Consider the following 15,162-nt stretch of genomic DNA (forward strand, 5'->3'; position numbering starts at 1 on the left):
ATCGTGGCCGGTTAAGGTGGGGCGGGCGATTCGGGCACGCCGTGTGCAGGGCCGGCTTCGGGGATCCAAGGCGTGCGCTGTTTGAGCAAGCGTTTTGACCCGTCCAGTGGACGGGTCATCTTGCGAGTTCGCACGCCGCCCCGAAGCTGGTCCTGCGCGCGGGGAGTCATGGCGCAGCCATGACCGTGCACGTTCGAGCCCGACCTGCCTTAACCGGCCACGATGCGGGGCTAGAAGGTTCTATAGCCAAGATAGGGTGACACAGAAAAATAATGCCATCCATCAAACGCCATTTACCGGAAATGCCACGTGCAGCGAATGCCACCCACGAGGGGTGGCGCTACAGGGCGGCCGCTACACAACTCAAATCCCCGCCTCGAAATAACGTGCAATGCGTTGTGGCAGCCAGCCTATATTTCCCGGAAACGGCCCGCTCACGAAGGCAGCGTGACCGCCTTCAGCCGGCTGGTGCAACAACACCTGGTCCGAGCACTCGTTCGAGCCCGGCAGCGACGGCTCCGGGACAAAAGGATCGTTGCGCGCATTGAGCACCAGCGTAGGCACACCAATAGTCTTCAGGTGAGGCTTGCTCGACGCGCGCGACCAATAATCCAACGCATTTTTATACCCATGCATAGGCGCCGTATAGATATCGTCAAAATCATGCAGGCTTCTCGCCTGGCCCAGCCTGAACACATCAATGACGCCCGGAAAACGTCTGCTCTTTTCCAGCACCTTTTCCTTCATCGTCTTCAGGAAATACGGCGTATACACATAACGCCCGGCAAAAGTGTCCGTCAAAGCATGGCCGCTCGCCGTCAGATCCAGCGGCACCGAGATCGCCGCGCTCGCCGCCAGCCACCGGGAATCCACAGGATTCTCGCCCAGATACTTCAGCATGGCATTGCCTCCCAGCGACACGCCAACAGCGTGCCATTTCGCGTAAGGCGCGCGAGCGCGGACCGTACGAAACATAAAATCCAGATCGGCCGAATCGCCCGAAAAATAGGCCCGTGCCATACGGTTCGAAAACCCCGAGCAGCTGCGAAAATGCGCAATGGCCACAATCCAGCCGCGTGCCCTGAAATACTGCGCAATGGCTTGCGCATAATGGCTGCGGCTGCTGCCTTCCAGGCCATGAAACAAAACCAGTGCAGGCGTGTCGCGGGTCGCCGGCAAATTTTCCCAATCATCTTTCTGAATCCAGCGCCTTGCCGCCGTCCCGGCCAGTGCCGGGTCGGGCCTGACCGATTTCCCTTGTGCCGTTCGATCGGAGAACAGGCCCGGGCCAGCCCAGTCGAAATCGATAAAGTCGCCATCGGGCGTGTCGACCCGATCACGCACGAACGCTATCCGGTGGTACCGGGCGCCCAGGGCGCCAAACAGGGTTTGCGTATTGCGCCCGGGCAGCCATACCGGGTTGGAGCAGGGCGAGGAATCTATCTGTGCGGTCAAAACAGTCTTTAATGCAAGGTATCGGGGATGTCCTGCAGGTCGAACATCCTGGCGTCAGCCGGTGCATTCGAGACATGATGCAACACCATGCGCCAGCCGGTTGGGCTTTTATGAAAGACATTGCTGGTGTGGAAGTTGACGGTCTTCCCGGCGTCCGCGCCGGCCAGCGTGACTTGTTCGATCAGGACATGAACGGCGCTTAACAGAGTAGTCATGGCGACGGGATGCATCGGGTAAATCATCAATGGCCCGTCGGCCAGGATTTGTTGCCATGAGCTGTATACCGCCGCGTAGCCGGTCAGACGCATGCCGCTTGGGTGTACGCAGACGATTTCTTCATCGTCTGCCCAGACCTGCATCAGTCGCGTCAAATCGGCCTGACGCAGGGCTTCGTAAAAAGCGTGTTCGGCTTCGTCGGGAGTGGCAAACATGAATGATAATCAGCACGTGGTTGAGAAGGGCATGGAGTGTCGGTACGCCCGCCGTCTAGTGTCCGGATACGTGCTCGCCCTCTTTAAGCTGGTAGGTCGCGCCGCAATACGGGCATGAGGCCTTGCCGGTTTTGACAACCTCGATATAGACCCGCGGGTGCATGCTCCAAAGCGGCGCATGAGGTCCCGGGCAGTAAACCGGCAAATCACTGGCCTGGACAAAAACGGTGGCTTGCTCGGGCTGGAATGGCTTGGCGACGCTGGACATGGAGTTTTCCTGAGAATAAATGGGATCTGGATAAGCGTGGATTTATACCTTGGTGAGCCAGCTCAGGTATTTGGGGTTGCGGCCATTGACCACATCGAAAAAAGCTTTTTGCAGTTTCTCGGTAACCGGCCCGCGGCTGCCCGAACCGATGACGCGTCTATCCACCTCGCGGATAGGTGTGACTTCGGCGGCCGTGCCCGTAAAAAAGGCTTCGTCGGCAATATACAGGTCGTCGCGCGTCAGGCGTTTGGTGTGTAGCGGGATGCCCAGGTCGGAGGCCAGGGTGTGTATGGTCGAGCGTGTAATGCCTGTTAGCGCCGAGGCGATTTCAGGCTCGCACAGCGCGCCGTCCTTGACGATAAAAATGTTTTCGCCCGAGCCTTCGGCGACAAAACCGTCGGTGTCCAGCAAAATGGCTTCATCGTAGCCGTGGTCCAGGGCCTCGGCGTTGGCGATAATCGAGTTGGCGTAGGTGCTTGCGACCTTGGCTCGCGGCATCGTCACGTTAACGTGCTGGCGCGCATAGGAAGATATCTTGACGCGTATACCTTGTTTCAATGCCTCTTCGCCCAGATACGCACCCCATGGCCATGCGGCAATCGCCACGTGTACCTGCGCGCCTCGGGGCGACACGCCCATTTTTTCCGAGCCGTAGAACACGATGGGGCGGATGTAGCATGATCGCAGCTGATTACGCCGCACGACTTCGCATTGCGCCTCGATGATCGTTTCGCGATCATAGGGTATGGGCATTTGATAGATATGGGCCGAATTGAACAGGCGCTTGGTATGTTCGTGAAGCTTGAAAATCGCGGTGCCGATGTCGGTGTGGTAGGCGCGTACGCCTTCAAAGACAGACAGGCCATAGTGCAGGGAGTGCGTCAGGACGTGGGTGGTGGCGTCGCGCCACGGCACAAGTTTGCCGTCATACCAGATAAAACCGTCTCGATCGGACATCGACATAATGCACTCCTGAAATTGAGCCCTCATTGTAGCAAGCAGGGGATTGGGCGCTAAAGGCCTGCCTGGTGTCCTATTTCGTGGATATTTAACGACACTTCGGGCCTCGGCGACAGGCCAGTTATCGTGCGCCAGCCATGCTGCGCTAAAATAGGCGGATTATAAAAGCGTGTCCGGGGTGTTCCCGTGTCAGGCGTCTACCACTCTCAATGACTGAATTTACCCTCTCTGATACCCCCGCCACCACGTTTGCCGACTTTGGCCTGCACCCAAACATTCTGCAAGCTGTCGCTGAAACCGGATACACCACTCCCACCCCCATACAAGCTCAGGCCATCCCTATTGTGATGGATGGGCGGGACGTCATGGGGGCGGCGCAAACCGGGACGGGGAAAACAGCGGCATTTACCTTGCCGATATTGCACCGGCTAATGCCTTTTGCCAGCAGCAGTGCATCGCCTGCGCGCCATCCGGTGCGCGCGCTGATCCTGACTCCCACGCGCGAACTGGCCGATCAGGTGTCCGACAATGTCATTCGCTACTGCCAGGCAACGCCTTTGCGTTCGGCTGTGGTGTTTGGCGGTGTCGATATCGGGCCGCAGCGCGACGCCTTGCGGCGCGGTTGCGAGATACTGATTGCCACGCCGGGCCGCTTGCTCGACCACGTTGAACAAAAAAACGTCAATCTGAGCCAGGTTGGCATACTGGTGCTGGATGAAGGCGACCGGATGCTGGACATGGGCTTTCTGCCCGACCTGGACCGCATCATTCGCCTGTTGCCTGCACAGCGTCAGGGCTTGCTGTTTTCGGCCACCTTCAGCAACGAAATTCGCAAGCTGGGGCGCAGTTTTCTGAATAATCCGGCCGAAATCGAGGTCGCGGCCCGCAATGCAACGGCCGAAAACGTATCGCAAATCGCCTATCCGTTGTCGGGCGACGACAAACGCGCCGCCGTGGTGCATTTGGTCAAGTCGCGCGGCCTGAACCAGGTGATTGTGTTTTCGAACACCAAAATCGGCACGAGCCGCCTGGCCCGCCAACTGGAGCGCGATGGCGTCAAGGCGGAATCCATCCATGGCGATAAAAGCCAGCTCGATCGGATGAAGGCGCTTGAAGCCTTCAAAGCCGGCGAGCTCGAGGTTCTGGTGGCCACCGACGTGGCGGCGCGGGGCCTGGACATGCCAGGTGTACCTTGCGTGATCAATTACGACCTGCCTTACAACGCAGAAGATTACGTGCATCGCATCGGCCGCACGGCGCGCGCCGGAGCGTCGGGCGAGGCCATTGCCTTTTACGCTCCCGACGAAGAGCGTTACTTGTTCGATATCGAAAAACTTATCAAGGCCAAGATTCCGCGTGGGCACTTGGCGCTGCCGCCTGCGGCGCGTGTGGGTGTTGCCAGCCGCGAGCGCGTCCATGGCCGCGACCGCGCAAACGGCAGCCACGATCGCGGCCGGCGCGGCGGCTATTCCTCCGGCTTTGGCTCGACGCCGCCGGTAGACGATTTTTTCTCCAAACCCTATGTGCCCCAGGTCTCGTCCGCTGTTGTGGCCGAGGCCGAGGTTAATCCGGCCAAGGCGGTTGCCGCCCGAAAAGGGGTGGGCGTTTTACTGGGCGGAAGGCGCCAGTAAAGAAGCGAGCAGCGGCGGGCCATCCGCCGTCGCCTTGCCCTCGTTTGCTTCAATCTGGTCTATCAGCCGCGCAAGGTGGCTGATATAGGGCATCAAGGTGCCGAAAAACCGATGGCCTTGCGCGTTTTGCACAGACACGGTGGGGAAGTTCTCGACGTCTTCATCGCCCAGCAGTTCGGGGTTTTCTTCGATATCGATCCAGACAAAAACGTGTTGCGGATATTCACCGGCCAGTTGCTGGAAGTCCGTTTCGTATTTTTTGCAGGTATCGCACCATTGCGCGCAATAGCAGACTATGACCAGGCCCTGGAAGGCCTCGAGCCGCGCCGACAGAGCCGATAGATTGTGTAACGGATTAAATACGAGCATAGAGGAATATCGCGTCAAGTTTGACTATGATAGTCATGATACCAACTTTCAAACTTCCCAATGGCGATAACAAGCAACTCCAATCTGACGATCCGGCGGCAGGCTTCATCGGTCTCGCGGGGCTTTGCAGGAATCGGGCTGGCCTTCAGACGGGCCCTGGTTTCCCAGTGCCATCCCAAAATGCTGCTGGCCATTTTCATGCCACTGCTGATTGCGGTGCTGGGAGCCATTTTATTGCTTTGGGGGTTCTGGACGCCGCTCACGCATTGGCTGGACACCCAGGCCTCGGGCTGGGGCGTACTCAACCACATCGATCAGTGGATGCTGGCGATCGGGCTTTTTTCCATCAAGCTGTATCTGGTACCTCTGATGGCGGCAGGTATTTTGCTGCCCGTTGCGGGCATTATGGGCCTGGTGATCGCCGCGATTTTTGTTATGCCTATTGTGCTCAGGCATCTGGAGGCGCGCGACTATGCCGGTTTGAAGCGTCAGGGCCAGTTCTCTACCGCGGTAAGCGTCTGGAACGCCGTCTGGGTAGGTACCGTTTTTGCCGTAGGCTGGTTGCTGACCATGCCTTTGTGGCTGATTCCGCCCCTGGCGTTGGTGCTGCCGGTTTTGTGGTGGGCCTTTGCCTTTAGCGGCATGTTGAAGGTCGATGCCGTAATCGAGCATGCCAGCGCCCAGGAACGGCGAATTTTATGGCGTCGGCATAAGAAGCAATTCTGGCTGATAGGCCTATGCCTGTCGCTCATCAACCTGTTCCCGCCCGCCTGGATTATCTTGCCGGTGTTTTCCGCGCTGGTGTTCGCCCATTACGGCCTGGAAGCGTTGCGGCAATTGCGCCTGGAGTCCATTATCGATGTCTGAGTCGCCTGTAGCGGCACCCCTTGTGGGTGCCATGTCACCCAACCCGCGATTGATCTAGAAATGGAATAACATCCCCTTTTTCAGCACGAGATTTTGTATGAGCACAGTTAACGCGCCGCGGGTCCGGCTAATCATCATCGGCGATGAAATCCTTTCCGGCCGCCGTGAAGACAAGCATTTCGCCAAAATGGTTGAGCTGCTGTCGCAGCGCGGCATGCAGTTGGGCGGCGCCGAGTTCGTGTCCGACGATCGCACAACCATAGCCGATACGCTCACGCGCAGTTTTGCCAGCGACGATATTGTGTTTAGCTGCGGCGGCATTGGTGCCACGCCCGACGACCAGACCCGTCAGGCGGCCGCGCAGGCTCTGGGTGTCGGGCTGGCCTTGCATCCCGAGGCCGAGCGCCTGATTGCCGAGCGTTGCGCCGATAATGCGCGCCGCGGTTCGGGCAGCGCGGACATGTCTTTGGCCGAAAATCAGCAGCGCCTGCAAATGGGCGTGTTTCCCGTGGGCGCCGAGATCGTGCCCAACCCCTACAACAAGATTCCCGGGTTTTTCATTCGCAACCATACCTTTATGCCGGGGTTTCCCGTCATGGCCTGGCCCATGATGGAATGGACGCTCGACACGCGCTATCGTCAATGGCATCACCACGTCACACGGGTGGAACATTCCTTCCTGGCATTCAAATTGCCCGAGTCGCGAATCACGCCGGCTCTGGAAGCGCTGGAACAGAAGTGGCCTGGCGTCAAGGCTTTCAGCCTGCCCAGCATGGGTGAAACCGGCCATCCGCATATTGACCTTGGCGTCAAGGGCGAACCCATCGCTGCCGCGCAGGCCTTGGCCTTTTTGCGCAGCGAAGTCCTGAATGTGGGCGGGTCGCTGACTCCTCCCGAAGAGTAGGCGCCGGCCTGGTTGCCGGCATGGCACCCACAAGGGGTGCCGCTACAAAAACGCGACCGTCACTCATGTAGCGGCAGCCCTTGTGGCTGCCATCAATGCCAGATCTGCAACGCGACCCCTCGCGGCGACCCTTTACGCAAAAAAAACTTGCGCCCAACCCCTTTTTTTTCATATTATGGGAATGTTGCGCTGCGTCAACCGAAAACCATGCCCAGATCTCCTGTTTTTACGTCGGCCTCCTTGGCCTCATCTACCAATGGATCGCCCATCACGATTCAGGTGCTGGAGCGGGCGATGCTGTTGCTGGATGTCCTGGCCAGACAGGCAGAGCCTGTCGCCTTGAAGGATATTGCCGCGGTAACGGGGTTGCATACGTCTACTGCCCATCGAATTTTGAATGATCTGGTCGTAGGGCGCTACGTAGAGCGGGTCGACAGCGGCCTTTACCAACTGGGCATGCGCCTGCTGGAACTGGGTTCGTTGGTCAAGGGGCGCCTGAATGTGCGGGAAGTGGCGCTGGAGCCGATGCGGGAGCTGCACAGGATTACGGGACAGACCGTTAATCTATCGCTGCAGCAGGGTGACGAAATTGTGTATATCGAACGCTCGTGGAGTGAGCGTTCGGGGATGCAGGTGGTTCGGGCCATAGGCGGGCGGGCGCCGTTGCATCTGACGTCGACCGGCAAGTTGTTCCTCTCGACCAGCGACCCTCGTCAGGTGAAGGCATACGCCATGCGCACCGGCCTGGCGGGCACCACGCGCAACAGCATTACGCAAATCGACCAACTCGAGCGGGATCTCGCCCTGGTGCGGCGTCACGGTTATTCGCGCGACAACGAAGAGCTGGAGCTGGGTGTGCGCTGCATTGCCGCAGGGGTATACGACGATACCGGCAAATTGCAGGCCGGGTTGTCGATCTCAGCTCCCGCCGAACGTATGCGTGACGAATGGATCAGCATCCTGCAACGCACCGCCGCGCAAATTTCTGAAGCCCTGGGTTACGAGGGCGGGGATTCATCGGGGTCGTCCTAGCTATTGGCCTGGCGGCACCCGCAAGACGGCGCAAAATCGTCATCAAATTGACCAAATTCCCAGGCAAACTGACCAGGCTGTCACTCCTGCTTCCTTGGCGCCCCGACACTTGTTCAAACCGATCGGATACATCTCATTTCAAATAATCCGGGCTTTTGTTGCATCGCAACAAATAATGCTTGACAGCCTATTTCATTCATGTAGAATTTCAATTGTGCAGTGCAACAAAGAAGGTTTTCACAGTTAGGTGATTTGCTTAGCCTTCTTCAAACTTAATTTGAACCCTTGTTCAATTATTACGGCCGACAAACAGCCGGCTTAACGAAGGAAATGATCATGAGCGCAATCCCCCAACAAGTTTTGGCTAGCCAAAAAGCCTCCCTGGACAAATTTCTTGCCGTTCAAGGCACGTTTTTCGGTGGTTTCGAAAAGCTCGTCGACTTGAACATCAAAGTATTGAAAGCAACTTTGGACGAAGTCGCCCAAAAATCGCAGCAAGCCATCGAAGTCAAAGATGCGCAAGAAGCGATGACCTTTACCTCGGGCCTGGTTCAGCCCGGCGCCGAAAAAGCGTTGGCTTACAGCAAGCATATTTACGATATCGTGTCGGGTGTGCAAGCCGATCTGTCCAAACTGACCGAAGCGCAAATCGCCCAAGGCCAGCAACAAGTGACTGAAGCCATCGAGCAGTTTTCGAAAAACGCCCCTACGGGTTCGGAAAGCGCCGTGGCCTTGCTGAAGTCCACGCTGGCTAATGCCGCCAGTGCTTACGAATCGGTTAGCAAGGCTGCCAAGCAGGCTGCCGAAGTCGCTGAATCGAACATCAATGCCGCGACCAACGCAACCTTCAAGGCTGCGACCGACGCCGCCGATGCCGCCAAGGCTCCTCGCGCACGCCGTACCGCTGCTTAAAGGCTAGGCCGTTGTATGCGATGTCTCTGACATCGCTCACGCAGTAGATTTTGCAGTACTACCGTAGACTTGAGCTGTATTGAACCCCGGAGATGGCTTCCGGGGTTTTTTTTATGAGAGAGCCCGCACGCATTCGTCTATGAGAGCCGGGCCGCGATAGATCAGGCCCGTATAGAGTTGAACCACATCGGCTCCGGCTGCGATTTTTTCTTGCGCTTGTTGGCCAGTGGTGATGCCTCCCACGCCGATGATGGCCAATGAGTTTCCCAATTGCTGTCTGAGCCGCGCAATGACGGCTAGCGACAGTGCATGGACAGGCGGGCCCGACAAGCCGCCGGCTTCGTGCGCATGGGGCAAGCCCTGCACGCCGTCGCGCGATAGGGTGGTGTTGGTGGCAATGACGCCATCGATTTCGTAACGCGGCAGGGCATCCGCAATGACGTCGATCTGTTCGGTGCTTAGGTCGGGTGCAATTTTAACGACCAGCGGCACAAGCCGTCCGTGCTGATCGGCCAGCGCCTTGCGCTTTTCCTGCAAAGGCCCCAGCAGGCCCGCCAGCTCGTCCTGGCCCTGCAGGCTGCGCAGATCGCGAGTGTTGGGCGAGGAAATATTGACGGTAACGTAGTCGGCATGCGGGTAGACCCCTTCGAGCCCCAGAAGATAATCGTCGACTGCGTGAGCGATAGGCGTATTGGCATTTTTGCCGATATTCAGACCAAGGATTCCGCCCTGGGCGCGCCACTGGCTGCCCTTTACATTCTCGATGAAGGTGGCCAGGCCGCGGTTGTTGAAGCCCAGGCGGTTGATGAGGGCCTGGGCGCGCGGCAACCGATACATGCGCGGCTTGGGGTTGCCGGGTTGGGGTTTGGGGGTAACGGTCCCGACTTCGATAAAGCCGAAGCCCAGGTTTCCCAGCGCGTCGATGTGAGCGCCGTTTTTATCCAGGCCGGCGGCCAGGCCTACAGGGTTTCGCACATCCAGGCCCATCAGGCGGACCGGTTGGCCGGGCTGGTCATGCAGAAGCCCGCGGGTCAGGCGGCAATCATAGCTTTTTTGCAGCGATCGCAGAGTCAGCTCATGCGCTGTTTCGGCGTCCAGGGAGAACAAGGCCGGCCGGACCAGCGCGTAGGAATTAAACAGGAATGACATGAAGAGGCTTAATGGCCTGGCGGCTCTTTGGAGTGGCTGGAAAAACGGATACGCGCTTCACGGTTTGGCCGGGTCGCTCTGCTCGGCCCAAACTCCCTGCCGCAGAATCTGGCAAGGTCTGAATTGCGATTTGTACGCCATTTTACGGCTTTCCCCGATCCAGTACCCCAGGTATAACCAGGGCAGGCCGATTTCCTTGCAACGTTCGATTTGCCAGAGTATGCCGTATGTGCCCAGGCTGCCTTTCGCGTTGGGGTCAAAAAAGGTATAGACCGACGACAAGCCGTTTTCCAGGCAGTCGATCATCGACACCATTTGCAGCACGCCTGCCGGGGAACGAAATTCCACCAGATGCGAGTCGATCCGGCTGGTCAGTAGAAACTGTGTGTACTGGGCCTGGCTGTCTTCGTCCATGCCGTCTCCGGCGTGGCGGCCGGCCTGATAGCGGCGGTACAGATCAAAGTGCTCGGCCTCCCAGTGCAGCGGCATGGCATGGCTTTGCAAATTGTGATGATGGTTCCATGCTTTGCGCTGGGTGCGGTTGGGGCGAAACCGTTGCGTGTCCACGCGAATGGAGATGCAGGCCTGGCAGGTATCGCAGTGCGGCCGGTATGTGAACAGGCCGCTGCGTCGAAAACCTTGCTCGACAAGCCTGGAGTACGTCGCCGTGTCGATCAGGTGCGCGGGCGCGGCCACCTGAGAGCGGGCGACATGGTCGGGCAGATAGCTGCACGGGTAGGGCGCTGTCGCATAAAACTGCAAGGTTTTAAAATTGAGTTCGGTCGGATGGCTCATGGCGAGGCCTGGCTAAAGTTAGAGGTCTGTTTCGCAGGTGCGGAGCAGACCGCTTCAAACCATTATGGCGTTTTTAGCGGCAAGGGGGCAAGTTCGCCCGATTGCAAGAGCTGCCCGGACCCCCAGGGCGGAGTGGGCTGCTGCAAGGCTGCTTGCAGATAAAGCAGGAACTTGGTGCGTGGAATCGGCCGTGCGCCCAGGCTGGCCAGGTGCCCGGTTTGCTGCTGGCAGTCAATGAGTGGCACATTATGGCGCGTCAAGAATTTGACCAAATAAGCCAGGGCCAGTTTAGAGCCGTCATCGATACGGCTGAACATGGATTCGCCGCAAAATACGCCACCGAGGCTCACACCGTACAGGCCGCCGACCAAGCGGTTGTCTTGCCAGGTTTCGATGCTGTGGACCTGTCCGGCGTGATGCCAGGCCAGGTAGGCCTCTCGAATTTGCGGGCAAATCCAGGTGCCGTCTTGCCCGTCCCTGGGGGCCGCACAGGCCGTCATGACATCGGCAAACGCGGTATTCATTCTGATTTGGATCGGAGCATCGCGATCGAATTCGCGCCGAGCCAGTTGACGCAGCTTTTTACGCAATGAATGGGACGGCGAAAACTGCGCGCAGACCAGCACCATGCGCGGATCCAGGCTCCACCACAGCACCGGGTTTCCTTCGCTGAACCAGGGGAAGATGCCTTTGGAATAGGCCTCGGTCAGGCGTGCAATCGATAGCTCGCCGCCTGCCGCCAACAGCCCGTCTGCATGCGCTGTGCTCGGATGCGGCAGGGGAGTCGTACCGTCTAGCCAGACCAGGGTGTGCAAGGTGCAGTCCTTAACCTTTCGGCAGAGGATGGGGAACCGAGTAGTGATGTATCGGGAACACCCCGTTTTTTTTGTCGTGCAGATAGTGTTCCAGTGTTGTGATGACCGTTCGGAACGACAATTCTTCCCAGGGGATTTCGTGCGCGGCGAAGTAGCCCGCTTCAAGTGTTTCGGGGCCTGGATTCAAGCCGGGATCGAGCACCTTGGCCAGATAGAAAAAATGAACCTGTTCCGCGTGCGGGACGTCGATAACGGTATAAAGCGGCCCCAGTTCGATCTGAACCCCGGCTTCTTCGTCTGTTTCGCGCACCGCGCCATGTGCCGTGGTTTCACCCAGTTCCATAAACCCGGCCGGCAGCGTCCACGTGTTGTAGCGCGGCTCGATCGCCCGGCGACACAGCAGAATCTTGTCTTCCCAGACGGGCAGCACGCCCACCACATTACGCGGGTTCTGATAGTGGATGGCGCCGCAGTGCTCGCATACATCGCGCTGCCGGTTGTCGTCGGGCGGTACCATGCGAGTCAGTGGCGAGCCGCATTGACTACAAAATTTTTGTGTCCGGGGGGCGGGGAAGTAAAAAGTGGGGGCGCGTTCAGTCATAGCCCAATATTAATCGCCCTTCGGATAACGGACAAACCCCAGTATTTCCGGAATCGCGGCCGCAGTGCAAAAATTGAGTAGCGTGGCGGCACCCCCTGCAGGTGACATTTGCCCAGACGTAGCGGCACCGCTTGTGGGTGTCACTCGTCCAGAAACGGCTGCCACCCAACCCGCTACTCGAATAGGCTCCCGCCGAGGTAATTCAATATCTCCCAGACCTCCGTCGGGCTCCCCCTCCAGGGCATCCATCAAACGTTCCCCTTCCACCGTATAAAGCCCTGCCAGTACAGCCGCCAGATCCCGGCCGGCAATCAAACCCGGGCCGTGTTCCGTCTGGGCGTAAAGCCGTCCGTCGTCATCCAGCCACCAGCCTCGCACATCACTTACATCCAGTCCATTATGCGTGCGCAGGCCAAGGGTTTCATTGGTCGTGCGCAAGATATACGGCGCCGCATCCAGCCGTACAAAGACTTTTTGTGGGCCGTTCTGAAAGTACCATCGTCCCTCCTCGTCGCCTGTGTAATTGCGCCCGATAAACTGTAGGATCTGGGGGTTGGCGATCGATTCACCCACAGCCGTGGACAGCGCATCGCCGCGCGGATGCAAACGCCATTCGCCACGCTCGGTGAGCGACAGCCAGCCGAAAACGTCGGGAACATTGGGCCACCGCGAGATCGCGGCAATTACGTTGACGTCCATGGATAAATCGTGCCAGTTGCCCTCAATCAGTAGACATTAACACCGTTACGGCTTGATATTTAGGCGTTAATGCTTATTTTGGCGCTGCCAAACCATTCGGGCAATGGTGTCGGCATTTTTAGACCATGGGCTTGGCGCAAGGTAAAAATTCGCCGGCGCCCGAGTTGCCTAAAAAGGAGAATTCCCGGCTGACCACTTTGCCGCGTGAAAGAGTGAGTATTGGCCAACCTTGAACTTCCATGCCCTGATACGGTGTGTAGTCGACATTGTGGTGCAGGATTCCATTATCGATAACCACGCGGCGCTTGGTGTCCCACAAGGCAATATCGGCATCGGCGCCCACCATAATTGAGCCCTTGCGCGGATACAGTCCGTACATTTTTGCAGGATTGGTCGCCGTGAGTGCCACGAATTGATGAATGTCGATACGGCCCGTCATCACCCCGCCAGAGAACAACAGGGGAAGCCGCGTTTCAAGGCCAGGAATTCCATTTGGGATGTATTGAAAAGCCTGTTCTTTGCCTTTGAATTTCTTGCCTTGCGGGTCGTCGTAACGAAAAGCGGCATGGTCCGATGAAAATATTGAAAAAACGTTATGAGCCAAGCCATTCCAGACCGCTTCCTGGTTTTGCTTGTCACGGGGAGGAGGGCTGCAAATGCATTTCGCACCCTGGTACCCATCAGCATCCAGGTCTTGTTCTGTCAGAAACAGGTATTGTGGGCAGGTTTCAGCATAAATTCGCAATCCGCGCCCGTGCGCCCAGCGTATTTGTTCAATAGCCTCGCGGCCCGATACATGGACGATAAGAATGGGGACTCCGGCGAGTTCGGAAAAGGTGATCGCTCTGTGGGTCGCTTCGCGTTCGACGGCCATCGGCCGTGAGATTGCGTGAAACTTTGGCGCGGTATGCCCTTGGCTGGCCAGGCGTTCAGTAAGCCACGTGATGCAGTCGGAGTTCTCGGCATGGATCATGACCAGCGCATCATGGGTTCGGGCAACGTCGAGCACCTTGAGGATCTCGTGGTCATTCAGTTTGAGATCATCGTATGTCATATAGATCTTGAACGAGGTGTAGCCCTCTTGAATCAAGCGAGGCAGCTCGTTTTGCAGTACCTCCGGCGTCGGGTCGGTGACGATTAAGTGGAACGCATAATCAATAGCGGCTTTGCCTGCAGCACGATTGTGATAATCATCGACCGCTGCTTGTAGTGATCCTCCTTTGGTTTGGGCAGCAAACGGAATGACCGTGGTTGTCCCTCCACAGGCGGCCGATCGCGTGCCTGAGGCAAAATCATCCGCCATGCGCAAGCCGTGCGGCATGGGTTGGTCCAAGTGACAATGTGCGTCTATACCGCCTGGCAATACCAACAGGCCGGAGGCGTCGATGGTTTCAGCGGCCTCGCCCAGCTCCAGGCCGAGCGCCGCAATTTTTCCATGCCTGATGCCGATATCGCATTTGAAACGATCCGAGGCGGTTGCAATGTCCGCATTGCAGATCATCAAATCAAAACTTGTACTCATGCTGTTTCTGCTTATGCCACATCTTGAAATAGACGGCCCCAGCCTGTCACCTGTCGCGTATCAAAGCCGGCTATGAGTAGCGACTTCCACACAACGGTAGCGATCGTGTCATAGACCGGAATACCTGTGAGCGCTTCGAGATCAGGAACCAAATGCGCCGCTTTCAGGTTAGTGCAAAAAGTTGAAATGGCTTGGGGGTTTTGGGCGGCTACTTGGGTAACCATGTCGCGAATTTGCCCATCAGTGACTTCTGAAAATGAGAAATTAACGTGCAGATTCAAATGGCACTCAGCGATGCAATTCAATCCTGAACGTTTATAGTTCGCTACAATTTTTTCCTGGACTTCCGTAAGGTAAGGGCTGACAAGGCCGAAATTTTGCACACCGGTTTTCTCGAAAATTTCGTTCAAGGCCAGCACCGAGGTGGTGGCGGGAATACCCGTGACCTCGGTAATTCGCTGGCACAGACGTTGATCGGCGTCAAAGCCCAGCCAGCCTGACGAGGTTCCATTCCAGGCAATAACGTCAACCTTCGCATCGGCCAGCAGCTTGGCGGCTTCCATTATTTTGCTATCGTCGAATTGGCCTAGCGCCTGATCGCGTAAGGAGATTTCGGTAACGGTAAAGCGCGCGAAGTGGGCCGATACGCCGGACAAACCCGATACCATTGCGCTGGTGATGGGTTCCAGAGCCGTGTTCGAGGAGGGAGTCAGCATTCCCAGCAAAATGCGTTTTGTCATGTTTGTCTCTTG

General features: G+C 57.5%; 17 protein-coding genes. 5 read left to right on the forward strand and 12 right to left on the reverse strand.

All coding sequences use genetic code 11. The annotated features are described in order from the left end of the window. Positions 1–363: 363 nt before the first annotated feature. Genes EDC26_RS18295 through EDC26_RS18310 form a run of 4 tightly spaced genes read right to left on the reverse strand, consistent with a single transcriptional unit; the run spans position 364 to position 3,117 of the window. Positions 364–1,455, reverse strand: a complete 1,092-nt coding sequence (locus EDC26_RS18295; RefSeq protein ID WP_132585481.1) for a YheT family hydrolase — start codon at positions 1,453–1,455, stop codon at positions 364–366. A gap of 8 nt (positions 1,456–1,463) precedes the next feature. After that, a complete protein-coding gene (locus tag EDC26_RS18300; protein WP_132585484.1) occupies positions 1,464–1,886 on the reverse strand; it encodes a YybH family protein in 423 nt (140 codons plus the stop codon). A gap of 55 nt (positions 1,887–1,941) precedes the next feature. Then, positions 1,942–2,154: a zinc-finger domain-containing protein gene (locus EDC26_RS18305; RefSeq protein WP_132585487.1), complete on the reverse strand. Its 213-nt coding sequence runs from the start codon at positions 2,152–2,154 to the stop codon at positions 1,942–1,944. A gap of 42 nt (positions 2,155–2,196) precedes the next feature. Continuing rightward, positions 2,197–3,117: a branched-chain amino acid transaminase gene (locus tag EDC26_RS18310; RefSeq protein WP_132585490.1), complete on the reverse strand. Its 921-nt coding sequence runs from the start codon at positions 3,115–3,117 to the stop codon at positions 2,197–2,199. A gap of 206 nt (positions 3,118–3,323) precedes the next feature. On the opposite strand from EDC26_RS18310, the gene EDC26_RS18315 reads away from it, so the two are divergent. Then, complete coding sequence (locus tag EDC26_RS18315; RefSeq protein WP_132585493.1) at positions 3,324–4,745, forward strand: DEAD/DEAH box helicase; 1,422 nt, start codon at positions 3,324–3,326, stop codon at positions 4,743–4,745. Here the strand turns inward: EDC26_RS18315 and EDC26_RS18320 are convergent. Next, complete coding sequence (locus tag EDC26_RS18320; RefSeq protein WP_132585496.1) at positions 4,722–5,114, reverse strand: thioredoxin family protein; 393 nt, start codon at positions 5,112–5,114, stop codon at positions 4,722–4,724. The genes EDC26_RS18315 and EDC26_RS18320 overlap by 24 nt on opposite strands. Before the next feature lie 60 nt (positions 5,115–5,174). On the opposite strand from EDC26_RS18320, the gene EDC26_RS18325 reads away from it, so the two are divergent. From EDC26_RS18325 to phaP, 4 genes are all read left to right on the forward strand, one after another. Further along, positions 5,175–5,981 (forward strand): EI24 domain-containing protein, encoded by an 807-nt coding sequence (locus EDC26_RS18325; protein WP_132585499.1) that lies wholly within the window; start codon positions 5,175–5,177, stop codon positions 5,979–5,981. Between the two features lie 97 nt (positions 5,982–6,078). Continuing rightward, complete coding sequence (locus EDC26_RS18330; protein ID WP_132585502.1) at positions 6,079–6,885, forward strand: competence/damage-inducible protein A; 807 nt, start codon at positions 6,079–6,081, stop codon at positions 6,883–6,885. A gap of 207 nt (positions 6,886–7,092) precedes the next feature. Continuing rightward, positions 7,093–7,917 (forward strand): IclR family transcriptional regulator, encoded by an 825-nt coding sequence (locus EDC26_RS18335; protein WP_132585505.1) that lies wholly within the window; start codon positions 7,093–7,095, stop codon positions 7,915–7,917. A gap of 336 nt (positions 7,918–8,253) precedes the next feature. Beyond that, on the forward strand, positions 8,254–8,829 hold the full coding sequence (gene phaP / locus EDC26_RS18340) for a TIGR01841 family phasin (RefSeq protein WP_132585508.1): 576 nt from the start codon (positions 8,254–8,256) through the stop codon (positions 8,827–8,829). Positions 8,830–8,940: 111 nt separating this feature from the next. Here phaP and EDC26_RS18345 read toward each other — a convergent pair whose 3' ends face one another. The 7 genes from EDC26_RS18345 to EDC26_RS18375 all read right to left on the reverse strand — a co-directional run bounded on the left by EDC26_RS18345 (position 8,941) and on the right by EDC26_RS18375 (position 15,150). Further along, complete coding sequence (locus EDC26_RS18345) at positions 8,941–9,978, reverse strand: quinone-dependent dihydroorotate dehydrogenase (protein WP_132585511.1); 1,038 nt, start codon at positions 9,976–9,978, stop codon at positions 8,941–8,943. 57 nt (positions 9,979–10,035) lie between these two features. Next, positions 10,036–10,773 carry an arginyltransferase gene (locus tag EDC26_RS18350; RefSeq protein WP_132585514.1) on the reverse strand — a complete coding sequence of 246 codons (738 nt, stop codon included), beginning with the start codon at positions 10,771–10,773 and terminating at the stop codon, positions 10,036–10,038. Between the two features lie 62 nt (positions 10,774–10,835). Beyond that, positions 10,836–11,588 (reverse strand): leucyl/phenylalanyl-tRNA--protein transferase, encoded by a 753-nt coding sequence (aat, locus tag EDC26_RS18355; protein ID WP_132585517.1) that lies wholly within the window; start codon positions 11,586–11,588, stop codon positions 10,836–10,838. Positions 11,589–11,598: 10 nt separating this feature from the next. After that, positions 11,599–12,189, reverse strand: a complete 591-nt coding sequence (locus tag EDC26_RS18360; protein WP_132585520.1) for an NUDIX hydrolase — start codon at positions 12,187–12,189, stop codon at positions 11,599–11,601. A 9-nt stretch (positions 12,190–12,198) separates the two neighbouring features. Continuing rightward, a complete protein-coding gene (locus tag EDC26_RS18365) occupies positions 12,199–12,888 on the reverse strand; it encodes a DUF2946 family protein (protein WP_132585523.1) in 690 nt (229 codons plus the stop codon). Positions 12,889–13,006: 118 nt separating this feature from the next. Beyond that, positions 13,007–14,410: a dihydropyrimidinase gene (gene hydA, locus EDC26_RS18370; protein WP_132585526.1), complete on the reverse strand. Its 1,404-nt coding sequence runs from the start codon at positions 14,408–14,410 to the stop codon at positions 13,007–13,009. Positions 14,411–14,421: 11 nt separating this feature from the next. Then, positions 14,422–15,150, reverse strand: a complete 729-nt coding sequence (locus EDC26_RS18375) for a maleate cis-trans isomerase family protein (protein ID WP_132585529.1) — start codon at positions 15,148–15,150, stop codon at positions 14,422–14,424. Between the last annotated feature and the right edge of the window lie 12 nt (positions 15,151–15,162).

This window comes from Paralcaligenes ureilyticus, from assembly GCF_004346225.1.
Classification (GTDB): domain Bacteria; phylum Pseudomonadota; class Gammaproteobacteria; order Burkholderiales; family Burkholderiaceae_B; genus Paralcaligenes; species Paralcaligenes ureilyticus.

Bases quoted from the DNA above. Each gene is read 5' to 3' on its own strand.
- EDC26_RS18335 (WP_132585505.1), top strand. From the start codon at position 7,093: ATGCCCAGATCTCCTGTTTTTACGTCGGCCTCCTTGGCCTCATCTACC.
- EDC26_RS18310 (WP_132585490.1), bottom strand. From the start codon at position 3,117: ATGTCGATGTCCGATCGAGACGGTTTTATCTGGTATGACGGCAAACTT.
- EDC26_RS18330 (WP_132585502.1), top strand. From the start codon at position 6,079: ATGAGCACAGTTAACGCGCCGCGGGTCCGGCTAATCATCATCGGCGAT.
- EDC26_RS18345 (WP_132585511.1), bottom strand. From the start codon at position 9,978: ATGTCATTCCTGTTTAATTCCTACGCGCTGGTCCGGCCGGCCTTGTTC.
- phaP (WP_132585508.1), top strand. From the start codon at position 8,254: ATGAGCGCAATCCCCCAACAAGTTTTGGCTAGCCAAAAAGCCTCCCTG.
- EDC26_RS18305 (WP_132585487.1), bottom strand. From the start codon at position 2,154: ATGTCCAGCGTCGCCAAGCCATTCCAGCCCGAGCAAGCCACCGTTTTT.
- EDC26_RS18350 (WP_132585514.1), bottom strand. From the start codon at position 10,773: ATGAGCCATCCGACCGAACTCAATTTTAAAACCTTGCAGTTTTATGCG.
- EDC26_RS18315 (WP_132585493.1), top strand. From the start codon at position 3,324: ATGACTGAATTTACCCTCTCTGATACCCCCGCCACCACGTTTGCCGAC.
- EDC26_RS18300 (WP_132585484.1), bottom strand. From the start codon at position 1,886: ATGTTTGCCACTCCCGACGAAGCCGAACACGCTTTTTACGAAGCCCTG.
- hydA (WP_132585526.1), bottom strand. From the start codon at position 14,410: ATGAGTACAAGTTTTGATTTGATGATCTGCAATGCGGACATTGCAACC.
- EDC26_RS18375 (WP_132585529.1), bottom strand. From the start codon at position 15,150: ATGACAAAACGCATTTTGCTGGGAATGCTGACTCCCTCCTCGAACACG.
- EDC26_RS18365 (WP_132585523.1), bottom strand. From the start codon at position 12,888: ATGGACGTCAACGTAATTGCCGCGATCTCGCGGTGGCCCAATGTTCCC.
- EDC26_RS18325 (WP_132585499.1), top strand. From the start codon at position 5,175: ATGGCGATAACAAGCAACTCCAATCTGACGATCCGGCGGCAGGCTTCA.
- EDC26_RS18360 (WP_132585520.1), bottom strand. From the start codon at position 12,189: ATGACTGAACGCGCCCCCACTTTTTACTTCCCCGCCCCCCGGACACAA.
- EDC26_RS18320 (WP_132585496.1), bottom strand. From the start codon at position 5,114: ATGCTCGTATTTAATCCGTTACACAATCTATCGGCTCTGTCGGCGCGG.